13 protein-coding genes are annotated in these 21,367 nt (G+C 36.6%); 5 read left to right on the forward strand and 8 right to left on the reverse strand.

The genetic code is table 11. The features are described from left to right. The first annotated feature begins 159 nt into the window (after positions 1–159). Entirely contained in the window at positions 160–2,913 is a 2,754-nt protein-coding gene (locus tag AC07N0_RS06835; protein ID WP_494588600.1) for a T9SS type A sorting domain-containing protein, read from the forward strand. Positions 2,914–3,062: 149 nt separating this feature from the next. After that, positions 3,063–5,915 carry a T9SS type A sorting domain-containing protein gene (locus AC07N0_RS06840; protein ID WP_494588601.1) on the forward strand — a complete coding sequence of 951 codons (2,853 nt, stop codon included), beginning with the start codon at positions 3,063–3,065 and terminating at the stop codon, positions 5,913–5,915. Positions 5,916–5,974: 59 nt separating this feature from the next. Here the strand turns inward: AC07N0_RS06840 and AC07N0_RS06845 are convergent, their stop codons facing one another. Beyond that, the gene (locus tag AC07N0_RS06845; RefSeq protein ID WP_494588602.1) at positions 5,975–6,442 is read right to left on the reverse strand and encodes a redoxin domain-containing protein; all 468 of its coding nucleotides are present in this window, start codon (positions 6,440–6,442) and stop codon (positions 5,975–5,977) included. Positions 6,443–6,472: 30 nt separating this feature from the next. After that, the gene (gene bioB, locus AC07N0_RS06850; protein WP_492801729.1) at positions 6,473–7,504 is read right to left on the reverse strand and encodes a biotin synthase BioB; all 1,032 of its coding nucleotides are present in this window, start codon (positions 7,502–7,504) and stop codon (positions 6,473–6,475) included. A 374-nt stretch (positions 7,505–7,878) separates the two neighbouring features. On the opposite strand from bioB, the gene AC07N0_RS06855 reads away from it, so the two are divergent. Then, a complete protein-coding gene (locus AC07N0_RS06855; RefSeq protein ID WP_494588603.1) occupies positions 7,879–9,018 on the forward strand; it encodes a 2-isopropylmalate synthase in 1,140 nt (379 codons plus the stop codon). Positions 9,019–9,087: 69 nt separating this feature from the next. On the opposite strand, the gene AC07N0_RS06860 is transcribed toward AC07N0_RS06855, so the two are convergent. The 4 genes from AC07N0_RS06860 to AC07N0_RS06875 all read right to left on the reverse strand — a co-directional run bounded on the left by AC07N0_RS06860 (position 9,088) and on the right by AC07N0_RS06875 (position 14,429). Continuing rightward, positions 9,088–10,377: an aminotransferase class V-fold PLP-dependent enzyme gene (locus AC07N0_RS06860; RefSeq protein ID WP_494588604.1), complete on the reverse strand. Its 1,290-nt coding sequence runs from the start codon at positions 10,375–10,377 to the stop codon at positions 9,088–9,090. A 127-nt stretch (positions 10,378–10,504) separates the two neighbouring features. Next, entirely contained in the window at positions 10,505–11,881 is a 1,377-nt protein-coding gene (locus AC07N0_RS06865; RefSeq protein WP_494588605.1) for an efflux RND transporter periplasmic adaptor subunit, read from the reverse strand. Between the two features lie 53 nt (positions 11,882–11,934). Beyond that, on the reverse strand, positions 11,935–13,392 hold the full coding sequence (locus tag AC07N0_RS06870) for a TolC family protein (protein ID WP_494588606.1): 1,458 nt from the start codon (positions 13,390–13,392) through the stop codon (positions 11,935–11,937). 290 nt (positions 13,393–13,682) lie between these two features. Further along, positions 13,683–14,429: a M15 family metallopeptidase gene (locus tag AC07N0_RS06875; RefSeq protein ID WP_494588607.1), complete on the reverse strand. Its 747-nt coding sequence runs from the start codon at positions 14,427–14,429 to the stop codon at positions 13,683–13,685. A gap of 155 nt (positions 14,430–14,584) precedes the next feature. On the opposite strand from AC07N0_RS06875, the gene AC07N0_RS06880 reads away from it, so the two are divergent. Both AC07N0_RS06880 and AC07N0_RS06885 read left to right on the forward strand, forming a co-directional pair. After that, the gene (locus tag AC07N0_RS06880) at positions 14,585–15,820 is read left to right on the forward strand and encodes a nucleoside recognition domain-containing protein (protein ID WP_492801739.1); all 1,236 of its coding nucleotides are present in this window, start codon (positions 14,585–14,587) and stop codon (positions 15,818–15,820) included. A 391-nt stretch (positions 15,821–16,211) separates the two neighbouring features. Further along, on the forward strand, positions 16,212–17,477 hold the full coding sequence (locus AC07N0_RS06885; protein WP_494589091.1) for a nucleotide sugar dehydrogenase: 1,266 nt from the start codon (positions 16,212–16,214) through the stop codon (positions 17,475–17,477). 145 nt (positions 17,478–17,622) lie between these two features. Here the strand turns inward: AC07N0_RS06885 and AC07N0_RS06890 are convergent, their stop codons facing one another. Both AC07N0_RS06890 and AC07N0_RS06895 read right to left on the reverse strand, forming a co-directional pair. Then, entirely contained in the window at positions 17,623–20,031 is a 2,409-nt protein-coding gene (locus AC07N0_RS06890) for a TonB-dependent receptor (protein ID WP_494588608.1), read from the reverse strand. Positions 20,032–20,047: 16 nt separating this feature from the next. Continuing rightward, complete coding sequence (locus AC07N0_RS06895; protein ID WP_494588609.1) at positions 20,048–21,175, reverse strand: DUF4249 domain-containing protein; 1,128 nt, start codon at positions 21,173–21,175, stop codon at positions 20,048–20,050. Between the last annotated feature and the right edge of the window lie 192 nt (positions 21,176–21,367).

Genomic DNA, 21,367 nt, shown 5'->3' on the forward strand with positions numbered 1-21,367 from the left:
TAAAATAAAGAAAGCATCTCAGATTCTGGGATGCTTTCTTTATTTTTGTAGGATTTTTCTATGATTATCCACTTATTATTAGCAAATAAAGCAACGCTTTTTAGGCTAATGGCGTCTTATACTTCACAAACACTTGTACTTTACTTAAATTCAGTGAATATGCTTAAGAGATTGTTACTGATTTTGTTGCTCATCAGCACCCATAACTTATTGTTTAGTCAAACAACAATCAAACTCACTTCGCCTGTACTCAGACAAATATTTCAACGTAATTTGAGTAACGAAGCCATTGTTACTGTCACTGGAACTTACTCCCAACCAATTGATACACTACAAGTAAGGATGAGTCCTGTGAAAAGTGGACAAGGAATTGCGATAGACTGGACAGTCTTAAAGGCTAATCCACTTGGGGGATTATTCAAAGGGTCAGTTACGGTAAAAGGTGGCTGGTACAAAATGGAAGTAAGGGGCTTATTAAGAGGAAAAGTAGTGGGTGATGTTGCAAGTATTGAGAAAGTAGGAGTAGGTGAAGTATTTGTAATCGCAGGGCAGTCTAATGCGGGAGGTAGTGGACTTCGGTCTGATGCAGAAACTGCTGCTGGAGATGATAGAGTGAACTGTGCCAACTTTTTAAAAGATTATAGCGAGAACGGCTACAAAAAAGAATTTGACCCAAAGAATACAAGTTATGTAACATACACTACCAACAATTACTCACTTATTGAATTCTCTCAACTCAGCAAAAATGTAACGATTGGCCCTTTAGGTCTAGGCCCTTATTATTGGGGAAAAGTAGGAGATGCTCTTGCTGCTAAGCTGAATGTGCCTATTATGTTTTTTAATACTGGCTGGGGAGGCTCGTCAGTAAGAACTTGGAGAGAGAGTGCTGAAAACCCTACTGTGCCTGCTTTAGGCGATTTTCAAGATGTTGGTATGCCACTTCGGTATTTTCCTGTAGGTTATCCTTATGAAAACCTAAATTCTGTATTACGCTATTATGGTATAAACCTAGGAGTAAGGGCTGTACTTTGGATGGAAGGAGAGACCCAAAACCTTGTGAACCTTGAAGCCATTGCTCAAGGCAAGCCTGCTCCAGTAACGATTGAGAATTATTTGGATAATCTTCAGCGTTTAATTAAAAAGAGTCGCCAAGATTTAGGTACTAATAAACTAGCGTGGGTAGTTGCACGTAATTCATATTCAAGTCAGCGTGGTTGTGATTCTATTTTATCACCGCCAAAGCCCTCGCCAATCATTGTAAATGCACAGAATCAAGCCATCACAACTGATGCGCTTAGACCTATTTTCCCAGGGCCATTTACCGATAACATTCAGGTAGATTTTATTGGTGAAAGAGACCGTTGTGTACACTTTACTGGCAAAGGACTAACGGATGTTGCCGATGCATGGATTAGGGCGCTGACAGTAGATAATAAAAACTTTTTTGAAACAGTAGAGCCTATTTCAGCAGATACCATTCCTAGTGTTTCACTTGAATGTGTTTCTACAGATTTAGTAAGGTTGAGCTTGCCAGCAGGTTATCAACAATATCGATGGGTAAATGAAACAACTTTTCAAGAATATACTACCAGAACAGTAGATGTTCCTGCGGGTTCGTATGTAGTTAAAGTAACACGGGCCAATGGTAATATTGTTCAAGTGCCTAGCTTTACGGTAAAAACAAATTTGCCTCCTAAAGCCCCTGTTATCAAGGCTATCGACGATGTTAATTTTTGTATAGGTACTAGCGTAACCATACAAAGTACCACAGAGGCAGAAAACCCTATTTATCAATGGATGGCTCCCACTTCTAATATCGCTGCTACCAATAATATTTCTGTAAGTAATGAAGGAAGTTATAAACTAAGAGTAGTTGATAAGAATGCCTGTCAATCACCTATTTCAAATGAAATAAAATTGACGGTCAAACCTCGTCCTGTTGCACCTACCATTTCATTTACAAGTTCAACTGAATTTTGTGATGAACAGAGTGTCACGCTGGTATCATCTAATGAAGGAGCAGTAAGTTATTTATGGAATACAGGAGAAACAACTCAGAATATTGTTGTTAAAAAAGCAGGAACATTCTTTGTTCAAACGCGTGGTGCTAATAACTGTTTATCACCTACTTCAAAAGACAACATTACAACGTTTGTAAACCCATTACCTAAGCCTCCAGCCATCAATGCATTAAGCGATGTTGTATTTTGCGAAGGCTCAAGCGTAAACATCAACCTTACGTCGCCAGATGCCAAAAAGTACACTTTTACTTGGGAAAGAAACGGAGTTCTTACTAATAACAACCCTTCATTGATTAAAGTCTCTGGCACGGAATTAGTAAAAGGTTTTGTAAGAGACGAAAAAGGCTGTTTATCAAAATCATCGAATGTTGTTCAAACGACATTAAAAGATAACCCAACGTCAGTAAGTATCGTACAAAAAGGGACTTACACTTTGGGTGTGAAAACAGTTAAACTGCCTACTGAGTTTATCTGGAAATATGAAGGAAAAACATTGGCTACGTCTCCCAAAGACACTATCATCAGGGCAATAGATGCAGGTAATTATACTGTTCAGGCTAGAAATATTTACCAGATTCAAGGCTATGTGAATCCATTGGTATGTATTTCAGAAATAGCCACTTATGGTTTGGTATCTTATGATGATAAAGGGCTATCGGTATATCCGAATCCTTCAAAAAATGGTAGATTTACTTTAGAGAGTAGGTATAATTTAGAAAATACGATTATTGCTATTTATACAGTGGATGGAAGACTACTTTATCAAAGTAAAATAGATATGCTAGATGCGCAAAAAGTGCTTGATTTGAGTACCCTATTAGATGGGACATATATCTTAAGAGCAACGAATAATAATTTTAAAATTTCGAAGAAAATACTTATCGAAAGATAAGTATTTTTGGATAAATACATCATAAGGTTCACTTTGCGTGAATTTTGTATATTTTTACTACCTAGAAAGTTGGCCAATGGGCTTACGCTAAAAAAATTACCTCCTTACTTATTTTATCTTGTTGAGATAAAGTTTAAACAATAATTCTGATGTTATTTCCCAAAAGAATTCTTTTGTTGGTATTAAATCTTTGTATTCCAACTTTACTTTTTTGCCAGATAAAGATTACTTCGCCTCAAAATCGAGCTGTGTATCAGCGAAACCAAGAAGGCTTTTCACAAATTACCATTTCAGGTACATACGAAAAACAAATTGATAAAGTAGAAGCTAGATTAATCCCTGTTGAAGCTGGACAAGGTGAATTTGTAGATTGGACAGTCATAAAAGTACTGCCACTCAACGGTAATTTTAGCAGCGTCATGAGAGTTAAACAAGGCTGGTATAGCTTGGAGCTAAGAGGCAGTTTGTATGGAACACTTATTGAAGGTACTACACGACTAGAAAGAGTAGGAGTTGGGGAAGTTTTTGTAATAGCTGGGCAATCTAATGCCCAAGGTATGCCCCACATTGCTGGAATTGGGGCAACAAATGACCGAGTTAACTGTTTTGGGTCTGCCACAAACACAGATTCAGGAGGAGATTTTTATATTTCGTTATCTCCGTTTTCAAAATTAGAAGCCAATAGTAGAATTGCCCCAAGAGGAATGAATGGTTGGTGTTGGGGAAGACTCGGCGATTTACTCGTAAATAAATTAAATGTACCAGTGATGTTTTTTAATGCTGCTTTTGAGGGTACCTCAAGTAGCACTTGGGCAACTACTGCCAATGGAAACAATGCCCCTAATCCATACATTGGGGGTACTTATCAAAACAAACTTCCTTATCAAGACCTTTCAGATGCCTTTCATTATTTTGTGGCGCAATTAGGTGTTCGCTCTGTTTTATGGTGCCAGGGGGAGTCGGATAATTTTTTCATTAATCAAAAACTGGCTACCAATAGCGAAGTATATCGTTCAAATCTTCAAACAATTATCAATAAGTCTAGGTCAGATTCTGGAAAAGATATTAGCTGGGTGGTGTCTTTGACTTCTGGAGGTTCGGCTACGCCATGTAATGGTATCTGTAATACAGCCATTATTCCTGACCAGAATATCATTAATGGACAGCTAGCAGTGATTAACCAAGCCAATAATAATGTGTTTTTTGGACCTAATACCGACCAAATTCAGGTTGTCGGTCGCCAAGATGGTGTACATTTTAATGGAGTAGGCTTAGAGCAACTAGCAAATGCATGGAACAATGCATTGAACGATAACTTTTTTGGAAACTCAAGACCACAACTGCCAATGACAATTGGTAATTTGGATTTCTATTGTGGAAACAATCAGGTAGATGTAAACTTACCAGACGGTTATTCAAGCTATCAATGGTCAAATAATGGTAGTAATTTTTCAAGTGGTGTATTTTCAAACCAGAAACTAACTAGGCTTTCGGTAGGAACCGATAAAAAGTATTATGCTCGTTTTCGTGATAATGTAGGTAATATTATTCAAGTACCTTATATCTCTTTTGTAGGTAGCTCAGTGCCGTCGGCATCTATTACTGCTAGTAGCGATGTTAGTTTTTGCGATGGAAACAGTGTAACGTTAAATGCTAATGATGCTGCTATTTACGAATGGAGCAACGGAAGTATTGCGAAGTCTATTAATGTTTCTACCTCAGGAAGTTTTGCCGTAAGAACCGTTAACCAGTATGGTTGCCAATCAGATTTTTCATCTACTGTTACGACAACTAATAAGCCTTTACCACCAAAACCAACGATTGCTGCCAGTGGCCCAACAACTTTTTGTGCAGATACTGATGTAACCTTAACTTCATCCAATACACAGGCAGGTAGTTATTTATGGAGTACAGGAACCAATAGCCAGAACTTGAGAATAAACACTTCAGGTAGTTATAGAGTAACAACGATTAGTCCTCAAGGCTGTTCTTCTCCTGTTTCAGACGACATCCAGATTGTAGTAAATCCTTTGCCACCTACTCCAACTATCGTGGCGAGTGGCCCAACAACTTTTTGTGCAGATACTGATGTAACGCTTACTTCATCCAATGTATCGGCCAATAGGTATTTATGGAATACAGGAACTAGTACCCAAAACCTAAGAATAAATACTTCGGGTGATTATACAGTCAGAACGATTGATGGCAACAATTGTTTTTCAATGACATCAGCAGCTCAAAAAATAACGGTGAATCCATTACCTGCTACGCCTACTATTTTATCAACAAAAGATACTGTGTTTTGTGATGGAGATAATACTACTTTACAAATGAGCTTAATCGCTGGCAACAGACCAACCTGGCTTGCTAGTCAGAATGGAACAGTTACAAATTTTGGTATTCAAAATCTTACTGTTTCTCAGTCAGGAGGGTTTCGTGCTTATCAGACTGATGGAAATGACTGTAAATCGCCGATTTCGCCAACTGTATTTGTATCAGTAAAAGCGAATCCTCCACGAGTAGATTCTATCGTTCGTTTAAGCCCTTATACGGTAGGAGTAAATGCTGTTAGGGCTGACCAATACGTTTGGCAGGTAAATGGCGTAGCAAACAATAGTCTATCGGGAAGCTCAATAAGATTTACTGAAGAAGCTAATCTAAGTGTTATTGCTAAAAACGTCTATAAGACATTGTTTTATGGAGACAAGGTTTGCTTTTCTCCTGTTTCAAACCAGTATGCCTTTAAATTCTTTAATGACAATGGTGTGTCAATTTATCCAAATCCAAGTAATGGAGTATTTAAAATTGAAGCCAGAGACCCTTGGAACAATACTACGTATGAAGTCTATAATTTATTAGGAGGCTTGCTACAGAGGGGAATAATTTCTTCATTAGATGCAAGCAGAACGATGAATTTAACTGACTTGCCCGAAGGAGAATATATGTTGAGACTAAATACTGATTCGCTTTTAATTACAAAAAGAATAATTATTAATAGATAATAGATAGTATCTTAATCAAAAAGGCTCGTCATTTTTAAAAAGACGAGCCTTTTTAGTATTTATATTTTTGCTAATGTTTCCTTCACTGCCTCAAAGTTAGGAACACTACCAGCACTTTCTAGTACTTCTGCATATTGAATAATGCCATTGCTATCCACTACGAAAGCTGAACGTTTTGAAACCCCTTTCATTCCTAAAACAAAGTTCTCATAAATGCTTTCATAAGCAGTTGAAACCTCTTTGTTAAAATCAGATAATAAATCAAACGGAAGGCTTTGTTCTGCCTTGAATTTATCTAAAGTAAAAAGAGAGTCAACTGAAATTCCTATAATCTCAGCATTTAGTGCTGAATAGATAGCAATATTATCTCTCATTTCACAAAGTTCGGCTGTACAAACACTTGTAAAAGCTAAAGGGAAAAAAAGAATTACAACGTTTTTGCCTTTATAGTCTGACAGACTAATTTCTTTTTTTACGGTATTAAATAAAGTAAAATTTGGAGCTATATCACCAATTTGTAAAGCCATTTTGTATTTTATAAAATGTATGAATAAAATTTATACAGTTACTTCTTCAATGCCTAATGCTTTTGCAGCCGAAGGTATCACTTGAAATTCAACACCTGATTTTTTAGTATCTTTAAAAGCTTCACGTGGTTTGATACTTAGAATCTGGAATAATTCTTGGTCATTTTTAACAGCAGGGTTTGGTGTAGTTAATAACACATCGCCCGAGAAAATAGAATTAGCACCTGCCATAAAACAAAGTGTTTGTCCTTCGTAAGTCATATCCATACGTCCAGCCGAAAGTCTCACCATTGATTTTGGCATCAAAATTCTAGCTGTAGCGATAGTTCTTACCATATCCCAGATAGAAGCAGGCTCTTGGTCACCTAGTGGTGTCCCTTTGATAGGCACAAGGTTGTTGATAGGTACAGAATCAGGGTGCTGAGGCATATTTGCCAATGTTTTCAACATTCCGATACGGTCGCCGTCAGATTCACCTAAACCGATAATACCGCCTGAGCAAACCGAAATTTTTGCCTTACGTACATTATCAATAGTATTCAAGCGATCAGAGAAAGTACGGGTAGAAATTACATCTTCGTAGTGTTCTTCACTAGTATCAACATTGTGGTTGTAGGCATATAAACCTGCATTTTTCAGTTTTTCAGCCTGAGACTCTGTCAACATCCCTAAAGTACAGCAAACCTCTAAACCCATAGCGTTTACGCCTTCTACCATACCCAATACTTTGTCAAAATCTTTGTTATCACGTACTTCACGCCAAGCAGCACCCATACAAAAACGTGAGCTACCAGCATTTTTAGCTCTTTCTGCTGCCGCCAATACTTCATCAAGTTCCATTAACTTTTGAACTTTCACATCAGTATGATAACGAGCTGCTTGCGAACAATAAGAACAATCTTCAGGGCAACCGCCTGTTTTGATTGAAAGTAATGTGCTGATTTGTACCTCCTGAGGGTCATTGAATTGGCGATGTACAGTAGCTGCACGGTACACTAATTCCATGAAAGGGAGATTATAAATTTCTTCGATTTCCTCTCTAGTCCAATTATTTTTTATCATGGTATCATCTTGGCGATTTTTATTCGCTTTATGTTAATTAATCAAAATTAAACATGGATTTTGGGTTTGACAAATTGACAAGCCTTTTTGTGTTTTGAAATTTATCTAAAAATAGGATTTTTTACGGATTTTAGTTTACTACTATATCCATAATTATTTTTTTAATAAATTTTATGAAGAAATAATTAATATACTAAATCTTGAATGATTAGGTTTTAATTCTTTTTAATGTGCCATGTGTAGAATTTAATGCTATAAAGGCTTATTTTTTAGATTTTTTTAGAATTTAATTCTAAAATGAAGAATTTGTGAAATTTGTTTTTTCTATAATCACGTGTTATTTTTGATTAAGAATCCTTCAAAAAGCAATAACCATGAGTCAGAAAATTTTAATATTCGATACAACCCTTCGCGATGGCGAACAAGTACCGGGTTGTCAATTAAATACCGAAGAAAAGTTACAAGTTGCAGAACAACTAGAACTCCTAGGGGTAGATATTATCGAAGCTGGTTTCCCAATTTCTTCCCCTGGAGATTTCCGTTCGGTAGAAGAGATTGCAAAATTAGTTAAAAATGCCACTGTTTGTGGGCTGACTCGTGCCAAGAAAGAAGATATTGATGCGGCTGCCGCAGCATTGAAGCATGCTAAATATCCAAGAATCCATACGGGTATCGGTTCATCAGATACACATATTAAATATAAGTTTAACTCAACACGTGAAGAAATTCTAGAAAGAGGTGTTTGGGCTGTAAAATACGCAAAGTCGTTTGTAGAAGATGTTGAGTTTTTTGCAGAAGATGCTGGTCGTGCAGATTTAGTATTCTTAGCACAATTGACAGAAGCTGTAATTGATGCAGGTGCTACAGTGGTTAACTTGCCTGATACTACTGGTTATTTGTTGCCTCAACAAATGTTCCAACGCATCAACTATTTGTTTGAAAACGTACCGAATATCCACAAAGCGGTGATTTCAATGCATAATCACAACGATTTAGGATTGGCTACTGCTAATACTATTGCAGGTATTCAGGCAGGTGCAAGACAAGTAGAGGTAACTATCAATGGAATAGGAGAACGTGCTGGTAATACTTCGTTGGAGGAAGTTGCCATGATTTTGAATACACACAAAGATTTAGGTTACCATACAGGTATCAACGCTAAACAACTTTATCCGTTCTCTCAGTTTGTTTCAAACATGATGGGAATGCCCGTACAAGCGAATAAAGCGATTGTAGGAGCGAATGCTTTTGCACACTCTTCGGGTATTCACCAAGATGGTTTCTTGAAACACACTCAGAACTACGAAATCATGAGTCCTGAAGATGTGGGTGTACCCTCTTCTGCTATCGTATTGACTTCTCGTTCGGGTCGTGCTGCCCTTCGTCACCGTTTGCAGTTACTAGGATTTGAATTTGAAAAACCAGATTTAGATAAACTTTATACCCGTTTCTTGTTAATGGCTGATGCTCGTAAACAATTGAACGATGAAGATTTGAAAGAATTGGTTGGATAAAATATATCAAACAAAATACAAAAGGCTTCCTTGAATAAACAGGGAAGCCTTTTGTATTTTATAAATCCACTAAACTTTAGTCGACAAATACTTTAAGCCATCCAAAAGCCTATCTAAGTCTTGCAGACTTGTATAAACGTGTGGTGTTACTCTTACGCCATCCAATTTTTCCCATTTTACAGGCGATGTATGGATTTTATATTTAGCGAACAATTCTCCTTCTATTTTGCCTGCATCCATTCCCTCCACACTAAAATGTGTTAGCGCTCCCGAGTATTCAGTTTTCAGAGGAGTATTCAATCTGATTTTAGGCATGGTTGAAGCCTCTTTAGCCCAATAGTTTTTCAAGAAGCGAAGACGAGCCTCTTTTCGGGCATTCCCAATGGCTAATTGGAAGTTTAAAGCCTGACCAATGGCTTGCTCAATAGGAAAGGGGCGAGTTCCCAAGTTTTCAAACTTTCTGATATTATCTCCATTGGGTTTGTCATTAGGAATCAACGGAAACACTTTACTTATTTTCTCTTTTTTAATCCAAAGCATTCCAGAGCCAATTGGGGCAGATAGCCATTTATGCAAACTAGTTCCATAATAGTCTCCTCCCAAATCAGAGATTTTGTATTCCAAATGGGCGAATGAATGAGCACCATCTATCAATACTTCAATACCACGTTTGTGGGCTTCATCTGCAATGCGTTTAGCAGGCAAAATTTGTCCATTCCAATTAACAATATGCGTAATATGTACCACTTTAGTACGGGGCGTCATTTGTTCAACATACTTTTGAACAATCAAATCGTTGTCTTCCAAAGGTAAATCAATGTTTACATAATTGATTTTTAATCCTTCTCGGAGTTCTCTTTGTCGCCAAGCATGTAGCATATTTGGGTAGTCATATCTACTCATTACGATTTCGTCGCCACGAGTCAGGGGCAAGCCTAAAATAACCGTGTCAAGGGCTTCTGTGGCATTGCGATTAATGGCGATTTCTTCAGGAGAAACGCCTGCAAATTTTGCTAGGTTTTCGCGTAGTGGTTCACGACCTTGGTCTAGAATCCTCCACATAAAATAGCTTGGGGCCTCATTGGATAATTTGTTGTAGCGTTCTACGGCATTTTGCACAACCATTGGGGCTGGACTAACCCCGCCATTATTCAAATTAATGATTTGAGGAGAAACTGTATAGGCTTGTTGAATTTGATACCAAAAGTCTTCATCAGAAGCCATTAACAGGGCTGATTTGTCTGGTGAAAAACTACTAATCGACTGTAAGTCGTTGGAAGATAAACCTTTAAATGTTGGAAGTAAGGAAGTACCGGCAAGCGCAGTAACTTGGTTTAGAAAATGTCGTCTTGATGTCATATTTAGTTTGTTTTACATAAATATACAAAACAATTCAACACGATATGGCATGAGAGCACACAAAAAAGCCAGTCAAAACATTCCTGACTGGCTTTTTTATAAACCCTAAACCAAACTAATCTATTGACTATTTTTTGTCTTTTTTAACTTCTTTTTTGTTCACTAATTCACCGTCTTTTAATTTTTTAGAAACGGTTAAATAAGGACCAGAAATGATAGTTTCGCCATCTGTTAAACCTGAAAGGATTTCAATATTTTCAAAGTCAGAGATACCTGTTTTTACTTCTTTCATTTTTGCTTTGCTGTCTTTTCCTAGTACAAAAACTACTTCTTTAACTTTCTCTTTCTTGATTACTTTTTCATCTTCCTTAGGCTCTGCTGGTGCCTCACCTTCTTTTTTCTCTTCGCCATCTTTCATACTTGGGTCACGAGTAGTAACTGAAGCTAATGGTACTGATAAAACGCCATTTTTGCGGTCAGTAATAATTTCAACAGAGGCTGTCATTCCCGGTTTTAATGGATAAGAGTGTTTGCCTACAATTAAATCTTGATATGATTTACGAAGCACTCTAATTTTTACTTCAAATTCAGTTACTGCATCTGTTGAAACGGTAGTTGCTGAAGTTCCTAGCCCGTTGGCAGAACTAGCTATTTCATAAACAACACCTTTGAATTTTCTGCCAGAAGCACTGTATGAATCTACATCTACAATTACGGTATCATTCATTGAAACACGTGTAATATCGTTTTCGTTGACATTTACACGCACTTCCATTTTATTTAAATTGGCAATTCTAAGTAATTCAGTACCAGCCATTTGAGACGTACCCACTACGCGTTCGCCTAATTCAACATTCAACTTTGAAATGGTTCCACTCTGTGGAGCATAAATAGTCGTTTTAGTCAAGTTAGCTCTGGCTTCTTTCAAAGCCGCTTCTGAACTTTTTACATTGAATGATGACGCCAATACACTTGCCTTGGTCGACTCCACATCTTGTTTTGCTACTAAATACTGTGAATTGAATTGGTCAAAATCAGCATCAGAAATTACCTTATCATCATGTAATTTCTTATTACGGTCATAATCAATTTTTGCTTTCAACAAACGTGACTCTGCTTGAGATTGCATTGCTTTTGATTGCTCTACTGATGCCTTAGATGAATTTACTTGTGCCTCTGCCCGAGCCAATAATGATTCATAATTATCAGGACGAATTTTCAAAAGTAATTGACCAGCCACTACAGAGTCACCTTCGCTTACGTATAGTCCTACAATTTCCCCTGAAACATCTGGCGAAAGCTTAACTTCAATCTCAGGTTGAATTTTTCCAGAAGCGGATACTCTTTCGATAATATCAGCTTTTTTAGCTTTAGTGAATTCAACTTCTGTAGATGGTTCTTTTCCAATGAGGCCTTGTTGTTTTGCAACCATCAATGCAATAACTAATATCACGATGATGCCACCTAATATCCACCAGATTTTATTTGAAGATTTCTTTGCCATAATGTTGGGTAATTGTGTGATGATGTGTAATCGTTCTATACACAAATCACAAGTTAAAAGGTAAGTGGTTTATTTTGATAATAATCTAAGATTTTTGTTCTAAAAATAAAGTCATATTTTGCTTGTACTTGGTTGCCACGCGCTTTATCAAGATTTGTTTTTTGTAGACTGTAGTTTACAAAATCAATTGCTCCAGCGCCGAATCTGCTTTCTGCTGCTCTGAAAGATTCCTGCAAAGCAGTTACCTGTACTGTTAAAGCATCAAAGCGTTTAGCAGCGTTATTCATGTTTGTGTAAGCTTGTTCGATGTTTTGGCGTAGTGTTTGGCGAACTAACTGAGCGTTATAGTCAGCATTGCTTTTTTGTATTTTAGCTTGCGCTACTCTGTTTTTGTTTAAGAAACGGCTAAAAATAGGAATAGTAGCATTAAAACCAAAGCCATAATTGGCGGTATTTTTTAGCTGTTGAAAATAAGCTACAGTTCCGTCTTCTACAAATTTTGTTTGAGAAACAATCAATGGGTAGTCTACTCCATTTACATTTACATTTCCTAAATTAGAAGTAGTTACTCCATCTTGGCGGTAAATTTTCTGAGCATTAGACTGGTTAGCACCTAAGCTAGCTCCTGCTGATATGGTTGGTAAAAAGCCTGCTCTAGCAATATCAATCCCTTTGATTGCACCTTCAATTCTCAAATCGGCGGCTTTGATGGTTGGTTGGTTCCTCTCGGCTATTTCATATATTTTAGCAGCAGTAGCATCATATCCCTCAGAAGTAGTAGGAACAGGCAATGCAATTCTTTCAACAGTTACATCAGTAATGTTTTTATCATTCAATAGCTGTATCAATGAAAGCTTAGCTAAATCTAACGTACTTTGGTTATTAATAACAGTTGTTTCTTCTGTTGCTAATTGTGCTTTTAAATCTAGTAGGTTAGACTGTGGTAAAGAACCCGCATTCACTAGTTTTTCAGTACGTTGAATTTGTAAAGCTGTAATTTGTGTCTGGCTCTGCGAAATGATTAGAAGGTCTTGCGCATTCAAAATATTAAGATAGGCTAAAACTACTTGCAAAGAAATGCTTTCTTTCATTGCCTGTAAATCTAATTCAGTAGCTTTCAACAATAAATCATTCTGAAGTATCGTATTCCTTAATAGAAAGCCATTGAAAAGCGTAACGTTAGCATTAACACTCAAACTGTTGTAATTGATGTTCTTTTCAACATAAGTGTTGGTGAATGGGTCAAGGCTTCGACCAAAGTTGAAAGATTCGTTAATAGAACCATTAGCATTGGGCAAACGGTTGTCTCTTGATTGTTTCAATTGTAAGCCGTTCAATAATACTTGGTTTTCACTTTGTTTTATTGAAATGTTGTTTTTCAAGGCAATGTTTACAGCATCTTGCAATGATACTTTATTGTTATCATTTGAGCTTGCTTGAATCGCGTTTTGAGCTTTTGCTTGAAAAGTCAATAAAGTAATGCCTGTTAGGATTAGTAATGAGAATTTCATAATTCTTATAATTTATGGTTCAATGTTACGAATGATTTTTGGGGCTTTAAAAATTTTTAGGATAAACGGCTATGATGCTAGGATAAAAGGGAAATAGATAATATTCCTTAAAATTCGAGATCATGGAAGTGTATCACCAAAAGATTTTTCACGGAAAAACCACAAGTAATATGCCATCCACTATAAGCGGTTGTCTTACAGATATTTATGAATACTATTTAACAAAAAAGTGTCCGTTTTCGGACACTTTTTTGTTAAAATCGAACGATTAAGAGCTTTTTACTAAAAAACTATTCAATAATCTGATAAATCTGTTTTGCATCTCTTCTGGAAACAGCATTAAAATGCCACCACTCGTAATCGATTGCTGTAAAACCTGCCGATTTCATGACGGTGCGAAGTAGTACTCTATTAGCCACTTGCTGTTTCGTAAGTTTCTTTTGTTCAAGAAAATAATCTTCTTTGGTTGGATAGGCTAAAGCGCCAAAGTAATCATATTTAGTGCCCATGTCTAATGCTTTACCGTCTGCTGTGGCAATGGTCAAATCAACCGCACTGCCGTAATTATGAATTGACCCCTCGGCAGGATTTGCTACATATTTGGCTCTTTCTTTTGGCGTATATTGCGTAAGTGTATTCCATAATATTTTTTGGATGCTATGTGGGCGACCGCCATCATATACTAACAGCCGATAATTTGGGTGTTTTTGTTGAAGAATAGTATTGGCTTGTTTTAACATTTTCGCTGGTCGCTTCTGCATAAAACAATTGGTGATACAACCATAGACATCTTTTCCCACAAAATTATCTGTAGTAGAATATTTCAACTCTACTAAAATAGAAGGGTCTATTTCTTGAATATTAACTAATCCTTGTTGAGCCATTTTTTGTTCATACTCACAGTCCGTCTGTGGTTTCTTCTTAAATGTCTTTGGAGGATTATGATCGTTTTTCTCAACTTTTGTTCCTTTTCCACTAGCTAATACTAGAAGAGAAGGCATCACGAAAAGTAATAGACAGAAAATTTGTTTTCTCATATTGTTGATGTCATTAAAGAATAAAACATAAATTTAAGGGTGAAATGCTTTGAATAGTGAAAATAAAGCAATTTTCGCTTTTAATACTTCCTTTTCAAGCGGTTCGCCGCCCGATTAAAATTTTCAAATTGAACTCATCAAACCCTAATGATAACATGGCCTTAAATTACCTCTGGATTGCCTTTTTTATTGTCGCTTTTATTGTTGCATTAATCAAACTCATTTTTACGGGAGATACCGAAATATTTAAAATAATTATTGATGGAATGTTTGATTCTTCCGAAGTGGCGGTAATGAAAATAGCTTTGCCTTTGGCGGGAGTCATGACGTTTTTTATGGGTTTATTAAACATTGGCGAACGTGCAGGTGCTATCAATTTTTTAGCTCGTTTAGTAGGCCCTTTTTTTAGCCGATTGTTTCCTGAAATTCCTAAGAACCATCCAGCCAACGGACAGATGATTATGAACTTCTCTGCCAATATGCTAGGGCTAGATAATGCCGCTACACCGTTTGGACTAAAAGCCATGCAAAGTCTACAAGAATTGAATCCGAGTAAAGATGTGGCATCTAACGCGCAAATCATGTTTATGGTTTTGCATAGTGCTGGGCCAGTACTGATTCCACTTAGTATTATGGCGCAACGTTCGATTTATGGTGCAGCAGACCCGTCCGATATTTTTATTCCTTGTCTGATAGCTACTTACGTTGCTACAGTTACGGGCTTACTCTTTGTAGCCATTCGTCAAAAAATCAATTTGTTAGATAGGGTAATCCTTACTTGGTTAGGGGGCATTTCGTTATTTATCGGGTTAGTGCTTTGGTATTTTTCAAGTATTCCGAAAGAGCAAATTGAAGTGGTTTCAAAGATTTCTTCCAATGTTATTCTCTTTACATTCATCATCTCATTTCTTGTAGGCGCACTGATAAAAAAGGTAGATGTCTTTAGTGCCTTTATTGAAGGAGCAAAAGGCGGATTTGAAACATCTGTCAAAATTATTCCTTATTTAGTAGCAATGCTTGTAGCGATTGGTGCCTTACGCAATTCTGGAGCATTAACGTGGGTAGTGGATGGCATGAAATATGCCTTTGCGTTAACAGGAATGAACACAGACTTTACCGATGCGTTGCCTACAGCTTTGATGCATCCTTTGAGTGGTGGTGGGTCAAGGGCAATGATGATTGATACGATGAAAACCTTCGGCGCTGATTCTTTCGCAGGACGTTTGTCTTGTGTTTTCCAAGGTTCTTCAGATACCATTTTTTATGTGTTGGCTTTATACTTTGGTTCTGTCAATATCCGCAATACTCGTTATACTCTTTGGGCGGGCTTAACAGCCGATTTAGTAAGTATCATTACGGCTATCTGGGTAAGTTATATATTCTTTCATTAGGCTTTTAGCTTTGAGCTATCGGCTTTCGGTTTTCAGCTTTCGGAATAGATTAACAATCTGCGAAAATCAGCGGTTTTAAATCTGTAAAATCAGCGGGTAAAAACATTGATTAAAAGCCTTGAGAGGTGAGCTTTGAGCTATCGGATTTCGGTCATCGGCTATCAGAGCAGGTTAAGAATCTGCGAAAATTAGCGGTTTAGAATCTCTGAAATCTGCGGGTAAAAATTCTCCTTGAAAATCATTTTAATAATGATTCAGTCGCCTAACATTGAAAAAAATGTAGTATAAGCTTACCTTTATGTTTTAATTCAAAAAATCACTTCTTAGTAAAGTAATAGAAGTGTTTGAAGAGGTAGTAACTGACAATAGTAAAGTTTTAAAATTGAAGTTCATTTTGGATATACAAGCAACGAAAATCGCAATTATTGGCCTTGGTTATGTAGGCTTACCTTTGGCAGTAGAATTTGGGAAAAAGTACCAAGTTTTAGGTTTCGATATTAATCAAACACGTGTAGATGAATTAAATGCTGGTCACGACCGTACGCATGAAGTAGCACCTGCACAATTAAAAGCTTCTGAGAAACTTACTTTTTCGGCTACACCAGAGATGTTGAGTAGCTGTAATATATTTATCGTAACAGTACCTACGCCGATTGATAAATACAAAAAGCCAGATTTGATTCCTTTGCTTTCGGCCAGTAAAACGGTAGGGAAGTATTTAAAGAAAGATGACATTGTAATTTATGAATCAACCGTATATCCGGGCTGTACAGAAGAAGACTGTGTACCTGTCTTGGAAAAAGAAAGTGGATTGATATTCAATCAAGATTTCTTCTGTGGTTATTCCCCTGAACGCATCAATCCAGGCGATAAGATTAATACCTTGACGAAAATCAAGAAAGTTACTTCTGGCTCAAATGAAGCAATTGCTGAACTTGTTGATAAGCTGTATGGCTCAATTATCGAAGCGGGTACTTATAGGGCATCTTGTATTAAAGTTGCCGAGGCTAGTAAGGCTATCGAGAATGCTCAACGAGATGTAAATATTTCCTTTGTCAATGAATTATCGTTGATATTTGACAAAATGGGCATTGATACCTCAGAAGTATTGGAAGCAGCAGGTACAAAATGGAATTTCTTGAAATTTAAGCCAGGCTTAGTAGGCGGACATTGTATCGGTGTAGACCCTTACTATCTATTGCATAAATCAGAAAGCTTGGGCTATTATCCACAGGTTATTTTATCGGGAAGACGTGTAAACGATAACATGGGAATTTTTGTAGGAGGTAAATTAATTAAGTTACTAATCAAAAAAGGACATAAAATTGAAGGAAGTAAAGTGTTGATTTTGGGTATTACTTTCAAAGAAAATTGTCCAGACATTCGTAATTCAAGAGTGATTGATGTGTATCAAGAATTAAAGGAATTTGGTGTGAAAATAGATGTGTATGACCCTTGGGCAGATAAAAAAGAAGTTCATGAAGAATATGACATCACGCTTATTGATACAATTACCGAAAAATATGATGGTATATTACTAGCCGTTTCGCATGACGAATTTCAACAATTGGATTTAGAAAAACTTAAAAATCCAGACGCAGTAGTGTACGATATTAAGTCTTTATGGAATAAAAATTTAGTAGATGCTAGATTGTAAAAATTATCATTTGTTAATAACAATAAATGTTATATCTTTACTACGCCACTGATGGTGGGACTAGATAGAAAAAAAGACGAGCAGCTTTGTTCGTCTTTTTTTGTTGTATTTTAGGGATAATAAAACGGTCGAATATCCTCCTTAATTACATAAATTTAAAGTTGTATGTCAATGAAGGAATAGGAGAGCCAAAGATTGTCAATTGGTAGGCTTTTAAACCCTTTTCAGACCTCATGTATACTGAATACGCATTCGCTCGTCCATAAATGTTATACACAGCAAAAGTCCACGAACCTTCCCAACGCTTTTTCTTTAAGCTTGGATTATTAATCGTCCAAGAGAAATCAAGGCGATGATAATCCTTGATTCTATCGTTATTTCTATCTTGGTAAAAAGGATATTTTGCACCATTATATTCTACAAAACCATTAGGTACAGTAAAAGGTCGACCAGTGTTATAAACAAAAGTAAAGCCAAATTCATGATGCTTACTTTGAGCAATACTGATGGTAGCATTAAAACTATGCGGTCTGTCAAAGTTTGTCGCATACCAGTTACCGCTATTGATTTGCTCCTCGAAGCGTTCTCCAACTTTTATTTGATTTAAAGCCCTAGAATAGGTATAATTTATCCAGCCCGTAGTAGCTCCTTTTTTCTTACTGACCATAAATTCTAAGCCATAAGCCCTCCCTTTTCCTTGTAATGTTTGCGTTTCAATATAAGGTTGGAATAAAAAATCAGCCCCAGGTTTAAAATCTATGATATTTTGGGTAGTACGATGATAAGCTTCTAAAGAGAACTCATAAACGTTATCTCTTGAGTTTTTAAAATATCCTACTGAGACTAACTCACTTACCTGAGGCTTAATGTATTTATTACTTGTTGCCCAACGTGAGGTAGGTAAAGGAGTAGTCGTATTGGATACTACTTGTAAAAATTGTCTCATTAAGCTGTAGCCAAACTTAAGAGAGCTTGTTTCGTTAAGCGTATATTTTAAGGCTAGGCGTGGTTCAAAGCCGCCATACGATGCTGAGGATTGTCCCGATTGATAAACGGTAGAGTCTATCACACTAAAATCAGATTTAGGCAATGATGGGTCATAATCTCTGACCGTCGTAGGACCCATTGCCCAGTACTGAGAGTATCTAAGTCCGAAGGATAAATTAAGGCGTTTGCTCAGGGCATATTCATCTTCGATATAAATGCCCGATTCTATGCTTTTCTCTTGAGGAGCCGATTTATAATTCACGCTTGTAGATGTCCCCGGATTTAATACTCCCGGATTGATATTATATAAAATTCCGCTTATGCCTACTTCTATTTTATGTAGTGCTGTCGTATAGTTTAAGCTAGATTTTAGTTGATGATATTTAATGCCAGATTCTATCGATACTTTATTGTTACTGTTTAATTCTGGTAACAAAGTTGTAGGTTGATAATTGGTATAAACTGCGACTGTTTGCAGGTTCAGGTTATTATTGAAAGCATGAAACCATTTAAGCGAAGCATTGGCTGTAGTATAATTATACTGCGTGGAGGTCGCATTCACGTTTCCGATAGTCCCTAATAAGTCTGTTTGGAAGAAGTCTTTGCTTAAATAGCTTGAAAATGACAACGTGTTTTTTGTGTCTATTTTATAATAAAGTTTGATGGCTACATCATAAAAATTAGCTTTAATATTCTCTAATCTAGGTGGCCCTAGCTTAAACAGGAAATCATTGAAAGAAGCCCTTCCTGACACCATGATACCCAATTTGTCTTTTATCAAAGGTTGTTCTATAGTCAATCGATTAGATACCAAACTAATTCCTCCTGTCATTTTAAATTTCTCTAAGGAAGGATTTATCATGTAAATATCAATCACAGATGATGCTCTACCACTAAATCTGGCAGGGATACCTCCTTTGTAGAGGTCTAATCCTGCTACGGCGTCAGGAGGAAAAATTGAAAATAACCCAAAAAGGTGTGTTGGATTAAAAATGGGCGTATCATCTAAGAGAATAAGGTTTTGGTCAGTTGTACCTCCTCTGATATTTACGCCATTGGCAGCTTCACCAACAGACGTAACCCCCGGTAACATTTGTAACCCTCTTAAAATATCCGTTTCGCCCATCATCGCTGGGATTCTCTTAATCATTTTTATACTCAAAGGGTTTACGCCTAATAATGGTCGGGCTACATTATTATTACCCCCTTGACTATTAACAATCACTTCGTCTAGTTCTCGGGCTACGTTTACTAAGCTAATATTCAAGCTTAGGTTTTTGTTGTCCACAAATAATCTCATATTAAAAGGGCGATACCCTAAATGACTTATCGAAAGCGAATAGGTACCTTTTTTTAGATACAAAGTGTGTATGCCTGAAGTATCTGATGAAAAATTCACCTTTTGAAAATCCACTCTTACGGTGGCTTCTTTCAAAATATTATTATCACTTGAATCTCTCACGGCTATTTTAATCGTAAAAAATCGTTGTTTGTTAGCTTCTTGTGCGAAGCTGTGGGAAAAGGAAAGCAATAATGTCGTAATCAGGATGAGTATTGTTGTCTTCATTAGTTTCTGAGGGGGATTATTGCCAGCCTTGAGGTTTGATTGGAGTACGAGTGGCACTTTTTTTACAAGCAGCAAAAGGAGCTCTTGGGTCATCAGGAAGCTTAACTGGGTGTCCTAAAATATAAGCACGATCACCAGTAGCAGTTGTTCTATCCACCCAATGGCGTGTCTTTTGAATATTTGCAACACTGAAATAACCTACTATTTTTTCTGATGGATTAGTAATGTTGTTGATATTCCCAACAATGGCTGTAGGAGGAGTGTCTGCTAGTCCACCTGTAGATTGTAGTTGCGATTCAAGGTTTTTATAAAAGGTGTAAGCATCTGGAGAAATACACATTTGCTGTATTTCAACCAAACATCCTTTAGGATAATAAAAAGGTATTTGAGCCACTAATCGACCAGTGATTAAACGACCATCAGATGCCAAATCAGAAAATACGTTTACTTTGCTACTTTTAAAAATAGCATAACATTCGCCCTCACAGTTATAATCTACAGAAGCATCACGAGAGCCAGCGACTGACATACAACTTTGTGTAAAAGTATTATAAACACCATAGTTACAAGTGGCACATTGTTCAATTCGCTCATAGTGAATGGTTCGCCACAGGTAATAATTTTTTTCTGAGGGGTTATCCTGAAAATCTACAAAAACATCATTGGCCGATTGAAACGTTTTGCCATCATCTGACACCTTACTCTGAGGATTAAATGTATCATACGCCTTTAAAATCGGCGAAGTAGAGACTACCTGCTGGGGGGTCGATTCGTATTGTTGGTTATTAGGTAAAGTAAACTTCAAGATATATTTTTCAGAAGGGTCTATCTTCAAATTTGAAGGAGGTGTAAAATTCCCACTTCCTGTTTCAATAAGCTTGATAGCTTGTTTTGAATTAACTAAATAAATAGAAGCTTGGATAGAGGAAATTGATTCTGGACGAATGTACTGATCTGTATAAACAGAATATCTAATTTTGATGGTGTCGGGGTTTTCTGTGTCATTTGTAAGTAATCCTTCTACGACCAGTATTTTATTGTCTTGATTGAAACTAACATCGTACGGATCAATACAGGCATAAAGACCTGTTAAGAAGAGAAGGATAAAAAACAAACGACTAATTGATGAAAAAGTATTGTTCATGTATTTGTTAAATTGGATGGAGTGTTTATTTAAAAGTTATGTGATGATTCAGTATCATCACAATCGGCTGTAGAATTAAATGAATGAGGAATCGTTAAAATGAAACTAGTAGGAAAATTCCATTCTTTGAAATTAGTGATAATTTTATATATTGTAGCAAAAAAGTACAATATATTATGAATATTTTTTAAA

Source organism: Arcicella sp. GW821-FHT09D11 (assembly GCF_059416265.1).